Consider the following 18,373-nt stretch of genomic DNA (forward strand, 5'->3'; position numbering starts at 1 on the left):
TTAGCCTTTGGGCTTCGCGGCGAACCTTGGGTAACATGCGGACCACATCCGCTGGAGCGAGTCGCGAGCGAGTCGCGAAGTAGACGGGAGTTCTACCCTGATGGCCCAGGACACACGCAAAGATCCGCGAGCGAGAGTGCTGCAGATGACCGTCCGCTACAAGAGCGCCACGGTCGACGAGTTCATCGAGCACCACTCGCATGACGTGAGCCGTGGCGGCATCTTCATCAAGACGCCGTCGCCCTTCCCCGCTGGCACGCTGCTCAAGTTCGAGATCCGTCTGCAGGACGAGCAAGCCGTGATCGCCGGCGTCGGCCGCGTCGTGTGGAAGCGCGAGCCCGCGCAGGGGAGCGACGCGCACCCGGCGGGCATGGGCGTGAAGTTCATCAAGATCGATGAGAAATCCAAGGCCGTGATCACCCGGCTCGTCGACGCGCAAGCGGGCGCCGGGTCGGCGTTCGAGGCCGGCATCACCGACCGCGCGGATCTGGGCGACGACGTGCAGGAGATCACGGCCCCGTCGGCGACCGCGAGCGCGCCGCAGGCCGAGCCCGCGGCCGCTGCCTCCAAGGCAGCGCAGGCGCAGGTGAAGCGGGCGTCGACGATGCTGGGGCTCGGCTCGATCGGGGCGAAGGGCGACGCGGGCAAGGGCGAGGCGAAGAAGGCCGACGTCGCGGAGGGCGGCAGCTTCTTCCCGCAGACGAACCCCGAGAAGGAGATGCCGCCGCCCGACGAGCGGACGATGATGAAGCAGGCGGCCGAGCTGCTGAAGCAAGCGCTCGCCGACGCCGGCGGCTCGCTGGACGAGATCGGCCCGTCCAAGGAGCCGCTCATGGCCGCGCCGCCGAAGAAGGCCGAGCCCGCTCCGGCGCCGAAAGAGGAGCACGTCAGGCCGCTGGCCGAGCCGGCGGCGATCCCGGTCCCGGCGGTCGCTCAGCTGGCGAACGAGCGGGAGGCGCGGGACGATGCGCCCGCGGCCGAGGCGAGACCAGCGAAGGCGGCCCCAGCCAGGAGGCCGGCCGAGGTCGCGGACCGGGCGCCGGCGGACGATCTGCACGGCAAGCCTGCGCGCCAGGACGTGAAGGCGGCCGACGATCAGGCGAAGGCGAAGCCAGCGGCCGCCAAGCCCAAGGAAGACAAGGCGGCCACGGCCAAGGCTGCACCCGCGGCCCAGGCTCCGCTCGCACAGGAAGAGGAGAGCAGCGGCACCGGCCGGCTGCTCACGATCCTGCTGGTCGCGGCGGCGCTCTGCGGCGCGCTCTGGCTCGTCTTCGGGCAGAGCGACAAGCCCACTGCGACCCCGCCGGCCGCGCCCGAGCAGCCCGCAGCGAAGCCTGCAGCTCCGGCGGAGAAGCCTGCGGCTCCGGCGGAGAAGCCTCAGCCGACGGAGGTCGTGCCCGCGGCGACGGACAAGGCTGCGCCCGCCGCGACGGCGGCGCCCACGACGACCGCCGAAGTGCCGGCGGCGCCGACGGCGAGCGCCACCGCGACCGCGGAGCCTGCGGCGCCCAAGGCGACGGCCGAGCCTGCAGCCCCGGCGACGGCGGAGCCCGCGGCGCCCAAGGCGACGGCCGAGCCTACGGCGACCACCCCGGCGCCGGAGCCTGCAGCCCCCACGGCGACGGCGGCGCCCGCGGCGCCCAAGCCGGCGGCGCCCAGGCCCAGGCCGGCCGCGCCGAAGCCCCCGAAGAACGACGATCCCTACGGTTGATGACCAGGCCGCGGGTCCTCCGCGGGAGAGGCAGCTGCGATGAGCGGCTCGGTGAGTCACGTCGGTGAATCAGGGCTGGGCCGCCCGAAGGCGGCCGCCACGCTGGCCGCGCTGGGCCTGCTGGCCGCGACCGGGCTCGTCTGTGGCGCGGTCGCGCTGCGCGACCCGACGGCCGTGACGGCGCTCGAGCAGGGCGCCAGCGCCAGCGCCTCGCCGAGCCCTCCGCCGGCCGCCGCGCCCAGCAGCAGCGTCCGCGAGAGCAGCGGCGCGCCGGCCCCCGAGCCGGCGCCGGCGCTCGCGCCCGCGGAGCCCGAGGCCCCGGCGAAGGCGCCGCCTGCCCGCGCTCAGCCCGCGGAGCTCGAGAGCGCCCAGGCCGCGGGGAGCGCGGCGCTCGGCTCGCTCGCGCAACGGTATCCGGAAGACCCTGCGGTCCTCCGGGCGCTCGCGGTCGCGCAGGGGCGCGAAAAGGCGATGGCGGCCGCGCTGCTCACGGCGCAGCGGCTGTTCGAGGTCGCTCCCGAGGAGGCGACGAACGACGAGCTCAAGCAGATCATCCTGAGGGCAGCGAACGGCACCCCGGACCTCGCCCTCACGGCGTTCGATCTGATGGCCAAGCACATGGGAAGCCGCGGTCCCGACCTGCTCTACGAGGTGGTGACCGCGCCGAAGTTCGGCGATTGGCCCAGGGACCACGCGAGCACACGGCTGATGGAGAGCAGCGTGCGGCAGCTCGCGTCGCCGGCGCTGCTCGTCGCCGACGATCTGCGCCGCCTCACGGAGTGCCCCACCAAGGCGATGCTCGCCAGGGCGCGCGAGGAGGGCGATGTCCGGGCGCTCCATTACATCAAGGCGCTGGGCACCCCCCAGCCATGCCGGGGCCATCGGACGCGCAAGTGCCTCAGGTGCGGCCCCCTCCAGAAGGAGCTCCGCGCGACGGCCGGCGCCATCGAGAAGCGCAAGAACGACAAGGCGGCGGCAGCGCCTCCCGCTGCGAGCGCCGCTCGCTGACCGCCTTCGCCTCGCCAGCCTCCGGAGCGGCCTGCTCCCTTGCATCGCCGCTGTCGCGCCCCGACGTGACGGTGCCGAGCGGCGTCTCACCCCACCACCCCTGCAAAGCTGGAGGTATGAAGGGAGCGCCTCGGCACGCGCCGCGCGGGCGACTCGATGCTCCGCAGCAACCGCTCAACACCTGCTGGGAGCGGCACGGCCACGCAGACAGCTCGACGCGTGGAACCAGCTCACCAGGGGAGCGAATCGGGGTGGGCGCAGCAGGACTTGAACCTGCGACTTCGTCCGTGTGAAGGACGCACTCTACCGCTGAGTTATGCGCCCGATGCCAGCCGGTTGTCACCCGGCCGTTTCGGAAAGACGTGGCGCTTTTAACCCAAACATCGGCGTTCGACAAGAAGAACTCGCTGGCGATGTCGAACTTCTTCGCGGCGCTCCGTTAGCCCCGGAGCCGGCGGCCCGTGACGCAGGCCCGGAACCGGCGGGTCGCCGGTGAAGGCGCGTCTGCGGCTGCGGCCAGCGAGCCGGCCGCGGGGCCCGCGCGCGCCGACTGCACGCCCCCCGTGAGCGACCGGGGCATGGAGGCCAGGCGGGCCGCCGCGTCCGCGCCACATCGCGATCGGGCGAGCGGGGACGGGCGCCGCTGCTCTTCGAGCGCGCGCGTGGGCACCGGCGCAGCGACGCGCGGTGCGCGGTGCGCGGTGCGCGGTGCGCGGTGCGCGGTCAATCGAGCGTCGCGACGGCGCGCCGGAGCGCGGCGAGGCCTGCTTCGATGTGGTCCTCATCGCAGGCATACGAGAAGCGAAGGTACCCAGGCGCGCCGAAGGGGGTGCCGGCGACCGCGGCGACGTGCGCCTGCTCGAGCATCCACGTCGCCACGTCCTCGTCGCTCGCGAGCGTCGTCCCCTGGAAGGCGCGCCCGCAGAGCCCGCGCACGTCGGCGAACGCGTAGAACGCGCCTTCCGGCATCCTGCAGCGCACCCCCGGTACGGCGTTGAGCCCCTCGACCATCAGCGCGCGCCGCCGGGCGAACGCCGCGCGCATCGCGAACACCGCGTCGCGGGGCCCGTTCAGGGCGGCGACAGCGGCCGCCTGGGAGACGGCCGCCGCGTTCGTGGTGCTCTGACCCTGGACCACGTCGAGCGCCCTCGCGACCTCGGCCGGCGCGATGCTCCAGCCGATCCGCCAGCCCGTCATGGCGAAGGTCTTGCTGACCCCGTCGACGACGATCACCCGCGGCGCGAGGTCCTCCGCGAGCGCCGGGAGCGACACGTGCCGGAACCCGTCGTAGGTAAGATCGGCATAGATCTCGTCGACGACGATCCAGCAGTCGTGGCGCCGCAGCACGCCCAGGAGCGGGAGCAGGTGCTCTTCCGCATACGCCGAGCCGGTCGGATTGGAGGGCGTGCACAGGATGATGGCCTTCACCCGCGGAGAAAGCGCGCCCTGGAGCGCGTCCGCCGTAAGGCGGAACCCCATCTCCTCGGTCGTGTTGACGACGACCGGCGTGGCGCCGACGAGGCGCACCTGCTCCGGGTAGCTCACCCAGTAGGGCGCGGGGATGACGACCTCGTCCCCCGGCTCGAAGAGCGCGGTCGCGAGGTTGAACAACGCGTGCTTCGCGCCGCAGCTCACGGTGACCTGGCTCGGCAGCGGCCGCCAGCCGCGGTGCTGCTCGGTCGCGGCGCAGATCGCCGATTTCAGCTCGGAGATGCCGGACACGGCCGTGTAGTGCGTGGCGCCGGCGTCCAGCGCCGCCTTCGCCGCGGTACGAATGTGCTCCGGCGTGTCGAAGTCAGGCTCGCCCACGCCGAAGGAGAAGACCTTGTGCCCGTCGGCGCGGAGGCGGGCGGCCCTCGCCGCCATGGCGAGCGTTGCACTGGGCGCGACGGCCGACAGACGGTCAGCGAGCTTCCTGGGCATCGAGACACTGAGGAATAAAGGGCGGCCTGAGATAACGCAAGGCGCTACCGCTCCGGCGCTTGCGCGGGCGGCTCGGATGTGCCGCTAGGGCGACGGCGTGGCGCCGCCGACCTGGACCGCGGGCTTCTGCTCGTCCTGCTTGATCGAGTAGCGCACGAGCGCGCGGAGCACGTCGTTGCGCTGCACGTTTCCGAGGAGGCTCTTCATGTCCTCGTAGATCGACGGATCGACAAGCAGGGCGCCGAGGGTCCCCTTGCCCGCCCTCATGTCGTGCACGATCGCCCGCAGATCGCCCGTCATCGCCGTCACGTTGGCGAGCGCCTCGGCGCCGTCGCCCTTGCCGCCATAGAGCGCGTCGTGCGCGAGGCTGTCGCTCTCGCGGATACCCCGCAGCGTCATGGCGACCTCGTCCGCCGCGGTCCCGAACTGCTGAATCTGCTTCTGCGGGCCGTCGCCGTAGATGACGTCGTGCGCGAACCCCGGCCCCTCCTTGACCCGCGAGACGACCCCCCGCACCTCGCGCACCGCGCTCGCGAGCTCCGTGCTGAGGCGGTCGAGGCTCTGCACGGTGCGCGAAATGCGCTCGGCCTCCTCGGGATCGGTCAGGAAGCGGTGCGGGTAGCCTTCCCCCTCGGTCACCTGCTTCATCAGCGTGTTCGCCGAGGCGACCGTCTCGCGGAGATCCCTGTGCAGCTTCTCGTCGGCGATGCTCTCCGAGACCTTCTGGATGTTGTCGAGCGTCGCCTCGGCCTTCTCGGCCATGCCGGTCACCTTCCCCATCACGTCGGTCGGCACCTCGCCGGGGATGTGGCCGCCGGGCGGCACCGAGTCCGGGCTCTGCCCCTTCGTGAGCTCCAGCATCTTGTCGCCGAGCAGGCCCTTGTTCGCGATCTGGGCGACGCTGTCCGTCCTGATCCGGCTCGCCTCGCTCTCGACGATCTCGAGCTTCACATAGATCTTGGTGTCCTTCGGATCAGGGCCGTAACCGACCTCGGCAACGTGACCGATGTCGATGCCTCCCATGCGGATGGGCGCGCCCGGCTTCAGCCCCTGGACGTCGGCGAAGTTCGTCGTGAAGCCGACGGAGGAGTCGAAGAGCCGCCGCTCGTCGCCTATCAGGAAAATGACTACGGCGGAGAGCACAAGGCCCGCCAGCACAAAGAGTCCGACCTTCAGATCACGCGCTCTGCCCATGCAGAAGGGCATCTTGCGCGATCTCGGGGGGATCGTCACGCACCGAGAAGCGTCTGGACGTCCTCATTCACCGGAGCGGTCCCGGTAATGAAATCGGCGACATGCGGATCGGTAGACTTCCGGAACTCGTCCGGGGTGCCGGTCGCGATGACCTCGCCGCGGAAGATCATCGCCATCCGATCCGAGATCGAGAACGCGCTCTTCATGTCGTGTGTCACCACGATGCTCGTCACGTTGAGCGCCTGCTTCAGCCCCTTGATGAGGTGGTTGATGCGCTCGGTGTTGATCGGATCGAGGCCGGTCGTCGGCTCGTCGTAGAGCAGCACCTCGGGCTGCACCGCGATGGCGCGCGCGAGGCCGACGCGCTTCTTCATGCCGCCGGACAGGTCCCCCGGGCGCATCTGCTCGATGCCCGGCAGGCCGACCAGCGACAGCGCCCAGTTGACCCGATCCGCGATCTGCGCCTCGGTCATCTCCTTGCGGTAGTGCTCGTGCAGGCCGTAAGCGACGTTCTCACCGACCGAGATCGAGTCGAACAGGGCGCCGCCCTGGAAGAGCATCGCGATGCGCTGGCGCACCCCGGCGATGCGCGACTCGCTCAAGCGCGTGATCTCCTCACCGTGAAACTGGATAGATCCATCATCAGCGTCGAGCAAACGGATGAGCAGCTTCAGCATGACGCTCTTGCCGACGCCCGAGCCGCCCATGATGGTGAGCGTCTCGCCCGGGTACACTTCGAGGTTCAGGTCGCGGTAGATGACCTTCGGACCGAAGGCCTTGCGCACACGCGAGAACCGGATCAGCGGCTCAGCCACGCGTTCACGCTAGCACGCCGCGGAGGCCCGCCGCGAACGCTCAGTCGGACGCCGCGACGTGCTCGATCCTGATCTCGACGGCGTCCCCGCCGCGCCAGGCGTCGCGCCGGAGGCGGCCCACCACGTCGACGCGCTTGCCGGTGAACCGCGGCGCGAGCTCGCCCAGCTCGAAGCCGAAGCACGAGATCTCGCGGCGGGCGAACGTGAGCTCCAGCTTGAGGTGGCCCTTCAGGTTCCTCGCGGAGCGCACGGCCGCGCCCGCCACGAGGACGTACGACGGGCGGTTGCCCTCGCCGCACGGCTCGAGCCGCTCGAGATCGCGCGCCACGGCCGCCGGATCGTCGCGATCGTCGAGCCGGACGTGGGCGGCCGCGAACGCCGCGGCGGCCGGGAGGTCCTGCTCGCGGAAGGCGTCGCACCACGCCGCCCGGAGCGCCTCGACGCGATCGGCGCGCACCTCGACGCCGGCCGCCGCCTGGTGGCCGCCGAAGCCGACGAGCTCGGCGCGGCACCGGGTGAGCGCGTCGTGGAGCCGCGCGCCCGCTGGACCGCGCACCGAGCCGCGCCCCTTCGCGCCCTCGAGCGCGATCACGATCGTCGGCTTGCCGTAGCGACCCGTGATCCTGCCAGCGACGATGCCGACCACGCCGGGGTGGAAGCCCTGCCGCGCGATGACGATCGCAGGATCCCGATCGAACCCGGCGCGCTCGATCTCGGCGAGCGCGGAGGTCAGCATCTCGTCCTGGATCGCGCGCCGCTTCATCTGCGCCTGCTCCACCGTGGCGGCGAGCGCGGAGGCGGTCACGCCGTCGTGCGCGAGCAGGAGCTCCAGGGAGATGTCGGGATCGCCGAGCCGACCGGGCGCGTTGAGGCGGGGCGCGATCCGGAAGGCGACGTCCTCGGCGGACGCGCCGCGCCCGAGATCCAGGTTGGCGAGCGCCGCGAGCGCGCGGAGCCCTGGACGGGGCCCGGTCTGGAGCACGCCAAGGCCGGCCCGCACGAGCGCGCGGTTGTCGCCGGTCAGCGGAGCGACGTCGGCGACCGTGCCGATCGCCACGAGGTCGAGGTAGGGGCGGAGATCGAGCGACGAGCCGAGCTTCTTGCGCACGGCGGCCAGGAGCGAGAGCGCGAGCCCGCAGGAGGCGAGCCCCTTGTACGGGAAGCCGCAATCGGCGCGGTGCGGGTTCAGGAACGCGATCGCGGGGAGCGGCTCGGCCGGCACGAGGTGGTGATCGATGACGACGCAGTCGATGCCGGCCGCGCGGGCCGCGGCCAGCCGCTCGTGATCGCTGGATCCGCAGTCGCACGTGATGAGCAGCGTGGGACCGGCGCGCATCACGCGCTCCAGCGCGGGCGCCGAGAGGCCGTAGCTGCCTTCGGCGCGCGTCGCGAGGAGCGGCACCACCTGTCCCGAGAGGGCGCGCAGCCCGCCGGTCATGATGGCGGTCGCGGTGATCCCGTCGCAGTCGTAGTCGCCGAAGACGGCGATCCGCTCGCCGGAGCGCACGGCGCGCGCGATCCGCTCCGCGCTCGCCTCGCGATCGGCCATCGCGTCGGGAGACGTGAGGTGTGAGAGCCGCGGGTCGAGGAAGCGCCGGGTCGCCTCGTCAGGCGCCCAGCCGGCCCGGTGCAGGATGTCGGCTACCGTGATCGACAGCCCCAGCTGGCGCGCCATCACGAGCGCCTCGGCGGACGCCTCGCCCGGATCCGCGACGGGCGCGGCGCCCCCCGCCGCGGGCGAGGCCGGCGCCTCGCGCTCGGGGAGCTCCCTCCAGGCCTCCGTGGCGGTGCTCATCACAGAAGCGGGTACACCGACGAGAGGAATGCGTCCATGGCCTGGGGCGGTTCAGGCCGCGCGGCCCCGCGCGGCCACGGCGAGGCGCTCAGACGACCGCGTCGGCGCGCTTCTGCGTGCGGACGCGGCTGACCTTCTTGCGCTTGCTCCCGTTCGCGCCGAAGAACCGGCGGTCGATCCACTCGGTGAGCGGCGCAGCGACGTAGATCGACGAGTACGTGCCGACGACGATCCCGACGACGAGCGTGAACGCGAAGTCCCGGATGACGCCCGTACCGTAGAAGAGGAACATGACGAGCGACAGCAGCGTCGTCATGGACACGAGGATCGTGCGCCCGAGCATCTCGGAGAGCGAGAAGTTGATGACGGCCGAGAAGCTCATGTCCCGGTGCTTCCCCAGGTTCTCGCGGATCCGGTCGTAGACGACGACCGTGTCCGTGATCGAGTAGCCGACGATCGTGAGCAGCGCGGCGACCGTGGACAGGGTGATCTCCCGCTGCGTGATCACCATCGCGCCGAGCGCGATGCCGACGTCGTGCACGAGCGCGACGATGCCGCCGGGCGCGAACCGGATGTCGAACCGGAACGCGATGTACGCCATGATGAAGAAGATCGTGATGGCGATGCTCTTGATGGCCGCGTCGCGCAGCTGCGCGCCGGCCTTCGGGCCGATCCACTCGACCCGGAGCGCCTGCTCGGGCACCTTGTCCGCGCCGAGGTGCTGCCGGAGGCCGTCCATCAGCTGATCGCCCTTCGACTTGAGGTGGAGTTCGACCTTGTGGTCGCGCTCGCTCACGATGAGCGGGTTATTGGCGCCGGCCCTGAGCTCGACCCCCTCGATGCCCGCGAGCTGATTCTTGATCCCCTCCAGGTCGGGCGCTGTGTCGTAGCGCGTGGAGATCTTGTCGCCGCCGGGGCTGAACTTCACCTCGGTGGCGCGCAGCGCGGGCGGGCAGCGGTCCTCGGGGACGGAGCCGTTCTCCGGCGGCAGGCACAGCCGATCACGCACCGCGGCCTTCTGCCGCTCCGACAGGGCCGAGACCTCGTGGACCCGGATGAGGTAGCGGTTCGAGTTGGCCTGATCCGCGACGGACACGATGTCCGGGGAGTCGAAGCCCGCCTTGGTGACGGCCTCGCGGACCTCGGCGCTCGAGACTGGAGCCCGGAAGGCGACCTCGACCTCGGTGCCTCCCTTGAAATCGGTCCCGAGCTTCGGCCCCGGCACGATGAACGAGATGATCGACAGGATGAGCAGCACCCCGCTGAGCCCGATGAAGAGCCAGCGCTTGCTCATGAAGTCGAACTGACGGCCAGGTTTGATGAGTTCCATCGTCGTGTCTCAATCGGAGAGCCGCTCGCGCGTTCTCCCTCATAAGGTCGGAGATCGGCTCGCGCGCCCTCGTTCTCAGCCGAGCGAGAGCGTCTTGATCTTTCGGCCGCGGACCGCCCAGTCGAACATCAGGCGGGTGCAGACGACCCCGGTGAACAGGCTGATCGCGATGCCGACGATCAGCGTGATCGCGAAGCCCTTGATGGGGCCGGTTCCGTACTGCGCCAGGATGAGCCCCGAGATCAGCGTGGTCACGTGGCCGTCGAGGATCGCGCTGAACGCCTTGTCGTAGCCGATGTCGACCGCGGCGCGCGGGCTCTTGCCGTTCCTCAGCTCCTCCCGGATGCGCTCGTTGATCAGCACGTTGGCGTCGACCGCGATGCCCATGGTGAGCACCAGGCCGGCGATGCCGGGCAGCGTCATCGACGCCCCGAACATCGCGAGGACGGCGATCTGCAGGATGAGGTTGAAGATGACGGCGATGTCCGCGATCAGCCCGGCGCGGCTGTAGATCACCACCATGAACACGACGACGAGCACGCCGCTCGCGATGGCCCCCTTCATGCTCTGCTGGATCGCGTCCTTGCCCAGCGACGGGCCGATGCGCTGCTCGTTCGAGGGGGAGATCGGGGCCGGCAGCGCGCCCGATCGGAGCACCAGCTCGAGCTTGCGCGCGTCCTGGAGCTGCTGATCGGGGTTCTGCGAGCCCATCGTGATCTGTGCGCGGCCGCCGCCGATCTTCGTCTGGATGACCGGCGCGCTCTCGACCTTCTCGTCGAGGATGATCGCGAACCGCCGCTTGACGTTCCTGCCGGTGATGTCCTCGAACCGGTCGGCGCCGGTCGGGGTGAAATCCATCGACACGTACCAGCCGCCGAGGCCGCCGTCGCTCTGATCCGGGAGCGCCTGCGCGTCGCGCACCATGTCGCCCGTGATCTCGGCCTTGCTGAAGAGGAAGTACGTCCGCCAGCCGATCTCCTCGATGGCGTCCTTCTCCTCGTTGAACTCGTACAGCTTGCCGTAGCCGATCTCGTTGTCCGCCGGGACCTGGAGCGTCCCGACCCACTCGCGCAGCCGCTTCAGCGTGTCGCGCATCTCCTCGTGCTCGGCGCGCACCATCCGGGCGAAGTGGACCGGCTTCGTCTTCCCGGGGCCGACCGGCGCGTTCTCGATCGAGAACGTCAGCCCCTTCGGGAGGTCCTCCTCCTTGGCGCTCCTCGCGATCGGCTCGAAGAAGTCCTGGTCGTCGTCGACCATCTTGAACTCGAGCCGCGCGGTCTGGCTGATGATCTCGCGGATCGTGGTGAACGAGGCCTCGTCGTCGCCGGGGACCTCGATGATGACGTCTTCGTCGCGCGTGGAGACGCTCGCCTCCTTGAGGCCGAGCCCGTCGACGCGGCGGAGCACCGTCTCCTTGGCCTGCGAAACCGCCCGCTCACGGATGTTGCTCGAGACCTCGTCGCGGATCCGGAACTTCGCGACGCGGCGATCCGCCGAGCGCTGGAGCTGCAGCTCGTGCAGGAACTTCGCCAGGAACTCGTCGTTGATCTTCTCGGAGTCCGCCGGGTCGTTGAACGTGATCGCGATCGTGTCCGCCTGCTCGCGCGACTTCTCGATGCGGAGCTTCGTCTGGAGCTTCTGCATCTCCTCGATCGTCGGCGGCTTGTCGCCCTCGTGGAACCCGAACGACTTCGCGAGCGCCGCGCGCAGATCGTCGTAGTACCGATCGCGCTTGTCGCTGATCGCCTCGTCGACGTCGACCGTGTAGACGAGGCGGAGGCCGCCCTTCAGATCGAGCCCGCGCACCAGGCGGAACGGGATGTTCGACGTCAGGAAGCGGCTGAACCCGAGCTCGCCCGCCCTCGCCTGCGTCTCCTGCTCCGCGACCTCCTCCGACGAGAGGCCGGTGTGGACGGGGCGGCCGTGCCGCTCGTCGTGGTAGGTCGGGTAGATGGCGAGCGCCGAGCCGAGCGCCAGGAACAGGACGAAGCCCGTCTTTACCCGCCACGCGAAGTCGATCCACGGCCCGACGCAGAGCAGCGCCCACGGCACCATCAGGCCGAACGTCGCGAGGGCCCAGAACACGTGGTAGTGGGCCGCGATCGCGGCGGCGCCGGCGGAGAGCGCCGCCCAGGCGAAGACGCTGCGCTTCGCTCGGCTGAGCCACGCGCCGAGGAGGCACAGGCCGGCGACGCCGGCGAAACCGTACTGGAAGATGTTTAGGAGCATGGAGTCTGGCGCCGCGGGGGCGGTAAAAAAGCTTCCTGTTGGGCCGAGCGCCGGCCTACGACTTCTTTTCCTTCGCCGCGTCGGCGACCTTGGCGTCCGCCGCGGCGACCTCGCCCGGATCGGGGCCCTGGATCGCGCTCTTCAAGACCTGCACGTTCACGCCGGGGGCGATCTCCAGCTTGACCCTGGGGGAGTTGGGGCTGATGTCGATGATCCTGCCGAGGAGCCCGGACTGCGTGACGACCCGGTCGCCCGCCTTGAGGCTCGACTCGAGCTGCTTCTGCTTCTTGCTCTGGCTCCGCGTCATCACGAAGATGAGCAGCAGCGGCAGCGCCAGGATGAGGAACTGGAAGGCCCCTCCGCCGAACGGCGAAGAAGGCGGCGCCTCCTGCCCTCCGGACGGCGGCGATTGACCTTCGACCGGCGTCGCGGGCGCGTTGCCCGCTCGCCCGGGGGCGGCGTTCGGCTGGAACCAGTGTGAGCTTGCCAAGGTGACGCGTGTCTCCGGGCCCCGACGGGCTCGCCCGCAAATTGCGGGCCTCTCCCAACCCCCCGGGGCCCGCCTCCATACCCAGGATCCAAGGGTCGCGCAAGGAGCTAGGCGGGCAGGCTCACCCGGGCGTCCGGGGAATGCAGCCTGGCGGCCCTTTCCGCGCTTGAGTCCCCTGCCGCTCTCCCGCTGCCGCGCGGCGTCAGCCGTCGCTGCCGAACACGATGTGCCGTCGAGCGCGCTCCCCGGTCGCGATCTCCGCGAGCGAGAGGCGCACGTCGCGTTCGGTGATGGTGCCGTCGATCGTCGCGAACGTCGCGGAGAGGATCGGCGGGATGCGCCCGACGCTGGGGAAGCCCGGGGCCCAGGTGAGCGCGTCCGCGAACGCCGCCTTCACCCCGGCGGCGACGGGCCCGTACGGCGCGAGCGGCACGTCGAGCGGCTCCAGGACGACGATGGCCTTGGCCCGCGCGAGCGTCTTCACCACGTCGGCGCCGAAGAACGGGCGGAGCGCGCGCACGCCCACGAGGCCGACGCGGCGGCCCTGCGCGCGCAGGCTGCGCACGACCTCGCGCGCGGCCGGGAACGCGCAGCCGACGACGACCATGATCTCCTCCGCGTCCGCGGTGTCGACGCGCTCGATCGCGCCGAGCGGCCTGCCGGTCAGCTCGCAGAGCTCCCGCATCGCGCTGGCGAGCGCGAACGGAACGCGCGCGCAGAAGCCTCGCTCGGCCCGCTTCCGGACGACGCCGCGGCCCTGCGGGCGAGGCCCCCCGTCGCCGTCGCTCTCGCCCGGCGCCGCGTCTGTGAAGGTCGGCGCGCTCCGCGCGGAGCCGAGGAAGCGCGCCGCGAGCTCGCGCGCCCCGCCGAGGGCCGACACGTCCGACGGCAGCGCGTCGACGAGGTGGAGGAACGGCGTCTCGCTGTCCTCGGCGGCGCGCCGCGCCACGAGCGTCATGTCGGCCGCCTCCTGGCTGCTCCAGGTCACGAGCACCCCCGCGCCGACGTCGAGCGCTGGCGCGAGCTCGTCGCGCCCGACGGCGAGCCCGCCGCGGCGCTCGATGACATGCACGGTGACCGGCGTCCGCACCGCCGCCGCCTCACCGAGCGCGGCGAGCGCCCCGACGAGCTCGTGGGCGCCCAGCACGACGCTCGCGCGCTGCCCGGCGCGCGTGCGCGCAGCGGCGCCGCGGATCGCCTCGGTGGCGCACGCGGCGCGCTCGATCGGCAGATTGCCGGGCACGGCCGCGTGCGCGGCGAACAGCGCGCTCCCCGCGGCCACCTCGACATGTGCGATCACCGCCGCCGGATCCGGCGGCGAGCCTAGACCGTCAGGCCCTGCCATCCCATCGTTCGTCGCCCGAGCCGCACGCGAGGTCAAGCGCGAGCGCGATCGGCCTCCGCGCAGCGGGCGGCCTGAAGTAGCGCGGCGATCGCGATCGTCGGTGTCCGGACGTAACTCCTCCGAGAATTCGCGCTCCCACCGCGCAATGAGCTTCCGCCGCGCGGGGCTGCCGACGGTCGCGCGCCCGGCGCGTCCAGCGCGTCGTGGAAGCCTGCCGCGCCCGGGCTGTGGCTGCCGCCGGGCCTCGTCGACCGCCGGGCCTCGCCGACCGAACGAGGGCATCGACGGTCCGGCGAACCGGCTGATCGACCAAGGCGGCGAGGCGAGGACGGCCGCCGCCCGAGCCTTCACCAGAACCGGTCACCATGGCCCCGCCGCCACGACAAAATCGACCCCACGAAACATATCGCTTGACGGACTTCCCCCCCCTTGATAGGAGGCGCTCTCCGTTTCGTCGGCCTCGGGCCGAGCGGGCGGGACATAGGCGCGTAGCTCAGTGGTAGAGCACTACCTTGACACGGTAGGGGTCGCCGGTTCGAAACCGGCCGCGCCTACAAATCAGCAGGAGACCTAGCCTGCGAGGTTTCATGGCCCTCGATCAGACAGCCCTGGCCGCCCCGGCGGCCCGCACCACGGTGCGCAAGGCTCTCGCCGACGACATCGCCAAGAACCGCCCCTTCCTCGGCGCCCACGTCAACGGGCGCCTCATCGATCTTCACACCCCCTTCCACTTCGACGACTCGGCCCGGATCGGGCCGGTCCGGACGAGCGCTCCGGATGGCCCTTCGGCGAACGCCGCTGCCGCCCTCCGGCGGCGCGACCTCGACGAGGCCCTCAGAGCGATGCCGCTCGCGGAGCTCGCCGACCGGCGAGTCGCGGCGCGGAAGCTCCCCCGGCTCGCCGTGAGCGCATCGGGTTCGTGACCTGCCGCTCCGGCCGGCCTCTCTCGCCCGGCAGTCCCTTCCCCACCCCCGTCGAGCCCGGCGCGCCATGGCCCGGAGCGCCGATGCGCCGCGGCGCCCGTCCTGCTTGCCGCCGTTGCCTGCGGCGCAGAGTCAGGCGACATTATCGCGGTGATGGACGCCACGACCGGGCTCGGTCGCGAAGCGGCGGCCCGTCGCTTTCAAGAGCACAGAACACAAGGAGGCAGCGAAATATCACATGGCGATGAGACGCTTCGACCCTCGGCAGGCCCAGCGGGGGCCGCAGATCCGCATCAACCAGCGCATCCGCGTCCCGGAGATCCGCGTCATCGGTGATGATGGCGAGATGCTCGGCATCATGCAGACCCACGAGGCGCTGCGCCGAGCACAGGAGAAGGGGCTCGACCTCGTCGAGGTCAACCCGAAGGCGGATCCCCCGGTCTGCAAGATCCTCGACTTCGGCAAGTACAAGTACGACGAGAAGAAGAAGGCCCGCGAGGCGAAGCGCAAGCAGAGTGTGGTGGAGATCAAGGAGATCAAGCTCCGTCCCAAGACGGACGACCACGATCTCGAGTTCAAGACCAGGGCTGCTCATCGGTTCCTCGGCGCAGGCCACAAGGTGAAGTTCACGGTGCGCTTCCGCGGCCGCGAGATCACCCACCCGGAGAAGGCGCAGGAGCAGCTCGACTGGATCGTCCAGCACTGCGAGGAGATCGCGAACGTCGAGGTGCGCCCCATGATGGAGCAGCGCACGATGACGCTGATGATGGCGCCCAAGCCGGCGATCCTGCAGAAGGTGGCCCAGGCCCGCGCCGCCGCGGAGAAGGCGCGTCAGAAGGCGATCCAGGAAGGGCGCGCCGCTCCTGCGCAGGACGACACGGAGGAAGAGGAGATCGAGAAGCTCGAGAGGGAGCTCGAGGAGCAGGACGACGAAGAGGACGACGAGGCGGAGGGGACCGAGTAACGCATCCGGCGAGAGAGCGCGCCACGACACCGATCACGGTGCTGCGCGCCTCGCGAGGGCGGCGTGATGACGCCTGCTGAGATGCGCTGAGCGCTCGTGCGCTGGCCGCCTCGCCGCCGCGCAGCACGCAGCGCGCCCATGGCTCGACCGTGGGCGCCGCAAGGAGCGCGCTCCCTTCGCCGGGTCAGTGCGGGATCAGGCCGCCGAACCACGCGCCTGCGGCGAGGGCGGCGAGCGCGGCGACGAGCAGCACGGCCTTCACCGCGCCGCCCCCGGTCCTGGCTGGAGGGGCCAGATCCGGCTCCAGGTCGCGCGGCGCGGCCGGGACGAGCGGCGCGACAGGCGCCGGCGTGGGCGGCGCAGGACGCTGCATCTCGGGTACGGGCCGCGGGGAGGCCAGGGTCGGCACGGCTCGCCTCTCGAGCGGCGGATGCACCGGCACAGGCGGCGCGAGCAGCGGGCCCGCTGGCCTGGACGAGGGGACGCCGGATGAAGGGGCGATCGGAAGGCCGAACCCCGTCTCCTCGAGCGCGGCGAGGTTGCCCTCCTCGACCGACACGGTGGCGAGGGACCGCCGCATGAGGTCCTCGCCCGGCACCGAGAGCTTGTCCCCCGGCGCCGAGAGCTTGATCTCGTCGGCCCACTTGCCGATGTCCTCGAAGGCCGAGATCTTGAGCGGCTCGTTCAGGCGCGTGGTGCTCGGCGCCGCCTTGTCGTCCGGGAGCGACGTGAACTCGAGCAGCGTCTCCTCGATGAGCCGGTCGATGAACGACGCCTTGTCCGACGTGGGAGCCCGCTTCCGGAGCGCCATGGCGCTGCGGACGTGCTCGGCGATGTCGTAGGCGCTGACGGGCCTGCCGAACCTGTACAGGAAGGTCGTGAGATCCCGGCCGAGCTCGCGCGCCGAGCCATAACGCTCCGCGGGATCGCGGGCCAGCGAGCGGGCGACGATGCGATCGAGCTCCGGGGGGACCGCCTTGTTGCTCTCGGAGAGCGGCGGGATCTGCGCCTGCTGCACGAGCTTGACCGTCTGGTAGTCGGTGTCGCCGAGGAAGAGCCGCTTCCCGGAGAGCATCTCCCAGAGGATCGCGCCGAGCGCGAAGATGTCGGTGCGGTGATCGACCTCCTGGCCCTGCGCGGCCTCGGGCGAGAGGTAGCTGAACTTGCCCTTGATGATCCCGGCCTCGCTCTTCTCGAGCTGGCTCGTCGCCTTGGCGAGGCCGAAGTCGACGATCTTCACCTCGCCGTACTTCGTGATGAGCACGTTCGGAGGCGACATGTCCCGGTGCACGATCTGGAGCGGATGCCCGTCGGCCGCCTTGAGCTCGTGGGCGTACGTGAGCCCCTCGCAGAGCTTCGCCGTGATGAAGACGGCGGACTCGACCGGGAGGGTGCGGCCGGCCTTGCGCATGGACTCGAGGACCGCCTTCAGGTCGGCGCCGTCCACGTACTCCATCACGATGAAGTACGCGTTGTCGCCGACGCCGATGTCGAACACCTGCGCGACGTTGGAGTGGGAGAGGTGCGCCGACAGCCGCGCTTCGTCGAGGAACATCGCGATGAAGCGCTTCTTCTCGCTGAGGTGCGGGAGCACGCGCTTGATCGCGACCTGCTTCTTGAACCCCTCGATCCCGGCGCTCTCCGCCAGGAAGACCTCGGCCATGCCGCCCGAAGCTAGCCGCTCGATGACCCGGTAGCGCTGCTGCTGGTGGGCATCCGTCATGGTCCACCTAGTACACCACGTCCCACGCTGCGCGCGGAAACAACCGGCTCGTCTTCATCGGAGCCCGCGGGCAAGGCGCGCAAAGAGTGCGGTCTGTAACGATCGCGCACGAGCGCGCGCCCTGTCCCCTGGACGCAGCCTTACGCGGGCATCGCAGCGGCCAGGCTCGGGAGGCGAGGCTCGCTCAGCCCGTGAGCGCGCTCCGCACGAACGGGCGAGGTGCAGGTGTGACCGGCACCGCCACCGCGCGCACGCGGCTCCTCGACGCGACCGCGCCGCGCGCGAGCGCCGCGGGCTCGATCTGTGCGACCTGCGCGGCGGCGCGCTTCCGGCGATCGTCCAGCTCCGCGGCGAGCATGTCCTTCACCATGTCGAGGAGCTCCGGCAAGCCCGACAGGCGCAGCCCGACGTCGTTCGTCCAGAGGATGATCTCGAGCTCTCCGTCAGGCGTCCTCGCCTCGGGATCCCACGCGAAGACCGTCTCGGCCGCCGCGTCGATGCCGAACGGGACGAGCGCGCTCCGCGCACCATAGCGACCGCGCACGGTCGCCGGCGCGCCGTCGCGCTCGCCCGCGCCGCGCCCCTCCTCGCCCTCGCAGTGCTCGAGCACCATCCGCCCGACGTCCATGTACGAGCCGCGCGCGAGCGCGCGCACCCCGAGCAGGCTGGCGCCGGCGAACAGCTGCGGCCAGCCGTCGTGCCGCGAGAGCAGCTCCCGATAGCTCGGCGGCAGCGCCATCCCGAGGCGCCGCTCGACGCCGGCGATCGCCTCCTCGGGAGCCCCGGCCGGCGGCGCGATCGGCATTCCACGCCGCGGATCCATCCGCGCGAGCTCCAGCTTGAGCGCGCGGATGCGGTGCATCGACTCGAGCCACTCCATGCGCGCGACCCTACGCGCGCGGCGCCGGAAGGAGCAAAAAACG

14 protein-coding genes and 2 tRNA genes are annotated in these 18,373 nt (G+C 71.1%); 5 read left to right on the top strand and 11 right to left on the bottom strand.

Going from position 1 to position 18,373, the window contains the following annotated elements; all coding sequences use genetic code 11:
• Positions 1-100: 100 nt before the first annotated feature.
• The gene (locus WMF45_RS24965; protein ID WP_437719323.1) at positions 101-1,711 is read left to right on the top strand and encodes a TIGR02266 family protein; all 1,611 of its coding nucleotides are present in this window, start codon (positions 101-103) and stop codon (positions 1,709-1,711) included.
• 39 nt (positions 1,712-1,750) lie between these two features.
• Positions 1,751-2,719 (top strand): hypothetical protein, encoded by a 969-nt coding sequence (locus tag WMF45_RS24970; RefSeq protein ID WP_437719324.1) that lies wholly within the window; start codon positions 1,751-1,753, stop codon positions 2,717-2,719.
• A gap of 252 nt (positions 2,720-2,971) precedes the next feature.
• On the opposite strand, the gene WMF45_RS24975 is transcribed toward WMF45_RS24970, so the two are convergent.
• The 9 genes from WMF45_RS24975 to WMF45_RS25015 form a co-directional block, all read right to left on the bottom strand.
• A tRNA-Val gene (locus WMF45_RS24975) sits at positions 2,972-3,043 on the bottom strand.
• 399 nt (positions 3,044-3,442) lie between these two features.
• Positions 3,443-4,585 carry a pyridoxal phosphate-dependent aminotransferase gene (locus tag WMF45_RS24980; RefSeq protein WP_437719325.1) on the bottom strand — a complete coding sequence of 381 codons (1,143 nt, stop codon included), beginning with the start codon at positions 4,583-4,585 and terminating at the stop codon, positions 3,443-3,445.
• 141 nt (positions 4,586-4,726) lie between these two features.
• The gene (locus WMF45_RS24985; RefSeq protein WP_437719326.1) at positions 4,727-5,836 is read right to left on the bottom strand and encodes an MlaD family protein; all 1,110 of its coding nucleotides are present in this window, start codon (positions 5,834-5,836) and stop codon (positions 4,727-4,729) included.
• Between the two features lie 35 nt (positions 5,837-5,871).
• Positions 5,872-6,651: an ABC transporter ATP-binding protein gene (locus tag WMF45_RS24990; protein WP_437719327.1), complete on the bottom strand. Its 780-nt coding sequence runs from the start codon at positions 6,649-6,651 to the stop codon at positions 5,872-5,874.
• A gap of 40 nt (positions 6,652-6,691) precedes the next feature.
• Positions 6,692-8,446 carry a single-stranded-DNA-specific exonuclease RecJ gene (recJ, locus tag WMF45_RS24995; protein ID WP_437719328.1) on the bottom strand — a complete coding sequence of 585 codons (1,755 nt, stop codon included), beginning with the start codon at positions 8,444-8,446 and terminating at the stop codon, positions 6,692-6,694.
• A gap of 88 nt (positions 8,447-8,534) precedes the next feature.
• Positions 8,535-9,776, bottom strand: a complete 1,242-nt coding sequence (secF, locus tag WMF45_RS25000; RefSeq protein WP_437719329.1) for a protein translocase subunit SecF — start codon at positions 9,774-9,776, stop codon at positions 8,535-8,537.
• 75 nt (positions 9,777-9,851) lie between these two features.
• Entirely contained in the window at positions 9,852-12,005 is a 2,154-nt protein-coding gene (gene secD, locus WMF45_RS25005; protein ID WP_437719330.1) for a protein translocase subunit SecD, read from the bottom strand.
• Positions 12,006-12,060: 55 nt separating this feature from the next.
• Positions 12,061-12,495, bottom strand: coding sequence for a preprotein translocase subunit YajC (gene yajC / locus WMF45_RS25010; protein ID WP_437719331.1), 435 nt, complete (start codon positions 12,493-12,495; stop codon positions 12,061-12,063).
• Between the two features lie 202 nt (positions 12,496-12,697).
• Complete coding sequence (locus WMF45_RS25015) at positions 12,698-13,840, bottom strand: transketolase (protein ID WP_437719332.1); 1,143 nt, start codon at positions 13,838-13,840, stop codon at positions 12,698-12,700.
• 482 nt (positions 13,841-14,322) lie between these two features.
• Between WMF45_RS25015 and WMF45_RS25020 the strand changes: the two genes are divergently transcribed.
• From WMF45_RS25020 to infC, 3 genes are all read left to right on the top strand, one after another.
• A tRNA-Val gene (locus tag WMF45_RS25020) sits at positions 14,323-14,394 on the top strand.
• Positions 14,395-14,427: 33 nt separating this feature from the next.
• A complete protein-coding gene (locus tag WMF45_RS25025; protein WP_437719333.1) occupies positions 14,428-14,763 on the top strand; it encodes a hypothetical protein in 336 nt (111 codons plus the stop codon).
• A gap of 244 nt (positions 14,764-15,007) precedes the next feature.
• Entirely contained in the window at positions 15,008-15,727 is a 720-nt protein-coding gene (gene infC / locus WMF45_RS25030) for a translation initiation factor IF-3 (RefSeq protein WP_437719334.1), read from the top strand.
• 184 nt (positions 15,728-15,911) lie between these two features.
• Here infC and WMF45_RS25035 read toward each other — a convergent pair whose 3' ends face one another.
• Together WMF45_RS25035 and WMF45_RS25040 are read right to left on the bottom strand one after the other, a co-directional pair.
• Complete coding sequence (locus WMF45_RS25035) at positions 15,912-17,450, bottom strand: serine/threonine protein kinase (protein WP_437719335.1); 1,539 nt, start codon at positions 17,448-17,450, stop codon at positions 15,912-15,914.
• A 184-nt stretch (positions 17,451-17,634) separates the two neighbouring features.
• A complete protein-coding gene (locus WMF45_RS25040) occupies positions 17,635-18,330 on the bottom strand; it encodes an SMI1/KNR4 family protein (RefSeq protein ID WP_437719336.1) in 696 nt (231 codons plus the stop codon).
• Positions 18,331-18,373 lie beyond the last annotated feature (43 nt).

This window comes from Sorangium sp. So ce448 (genome assembly GCF_051520915.1).
In the GTDB taxonomy this organism is placed as follows: Bacteria; Myxococcota_A; Polyangia; order Polyangiales; family Polyangiaceae; genus Sorangium; species Sorangium cellulosum_B.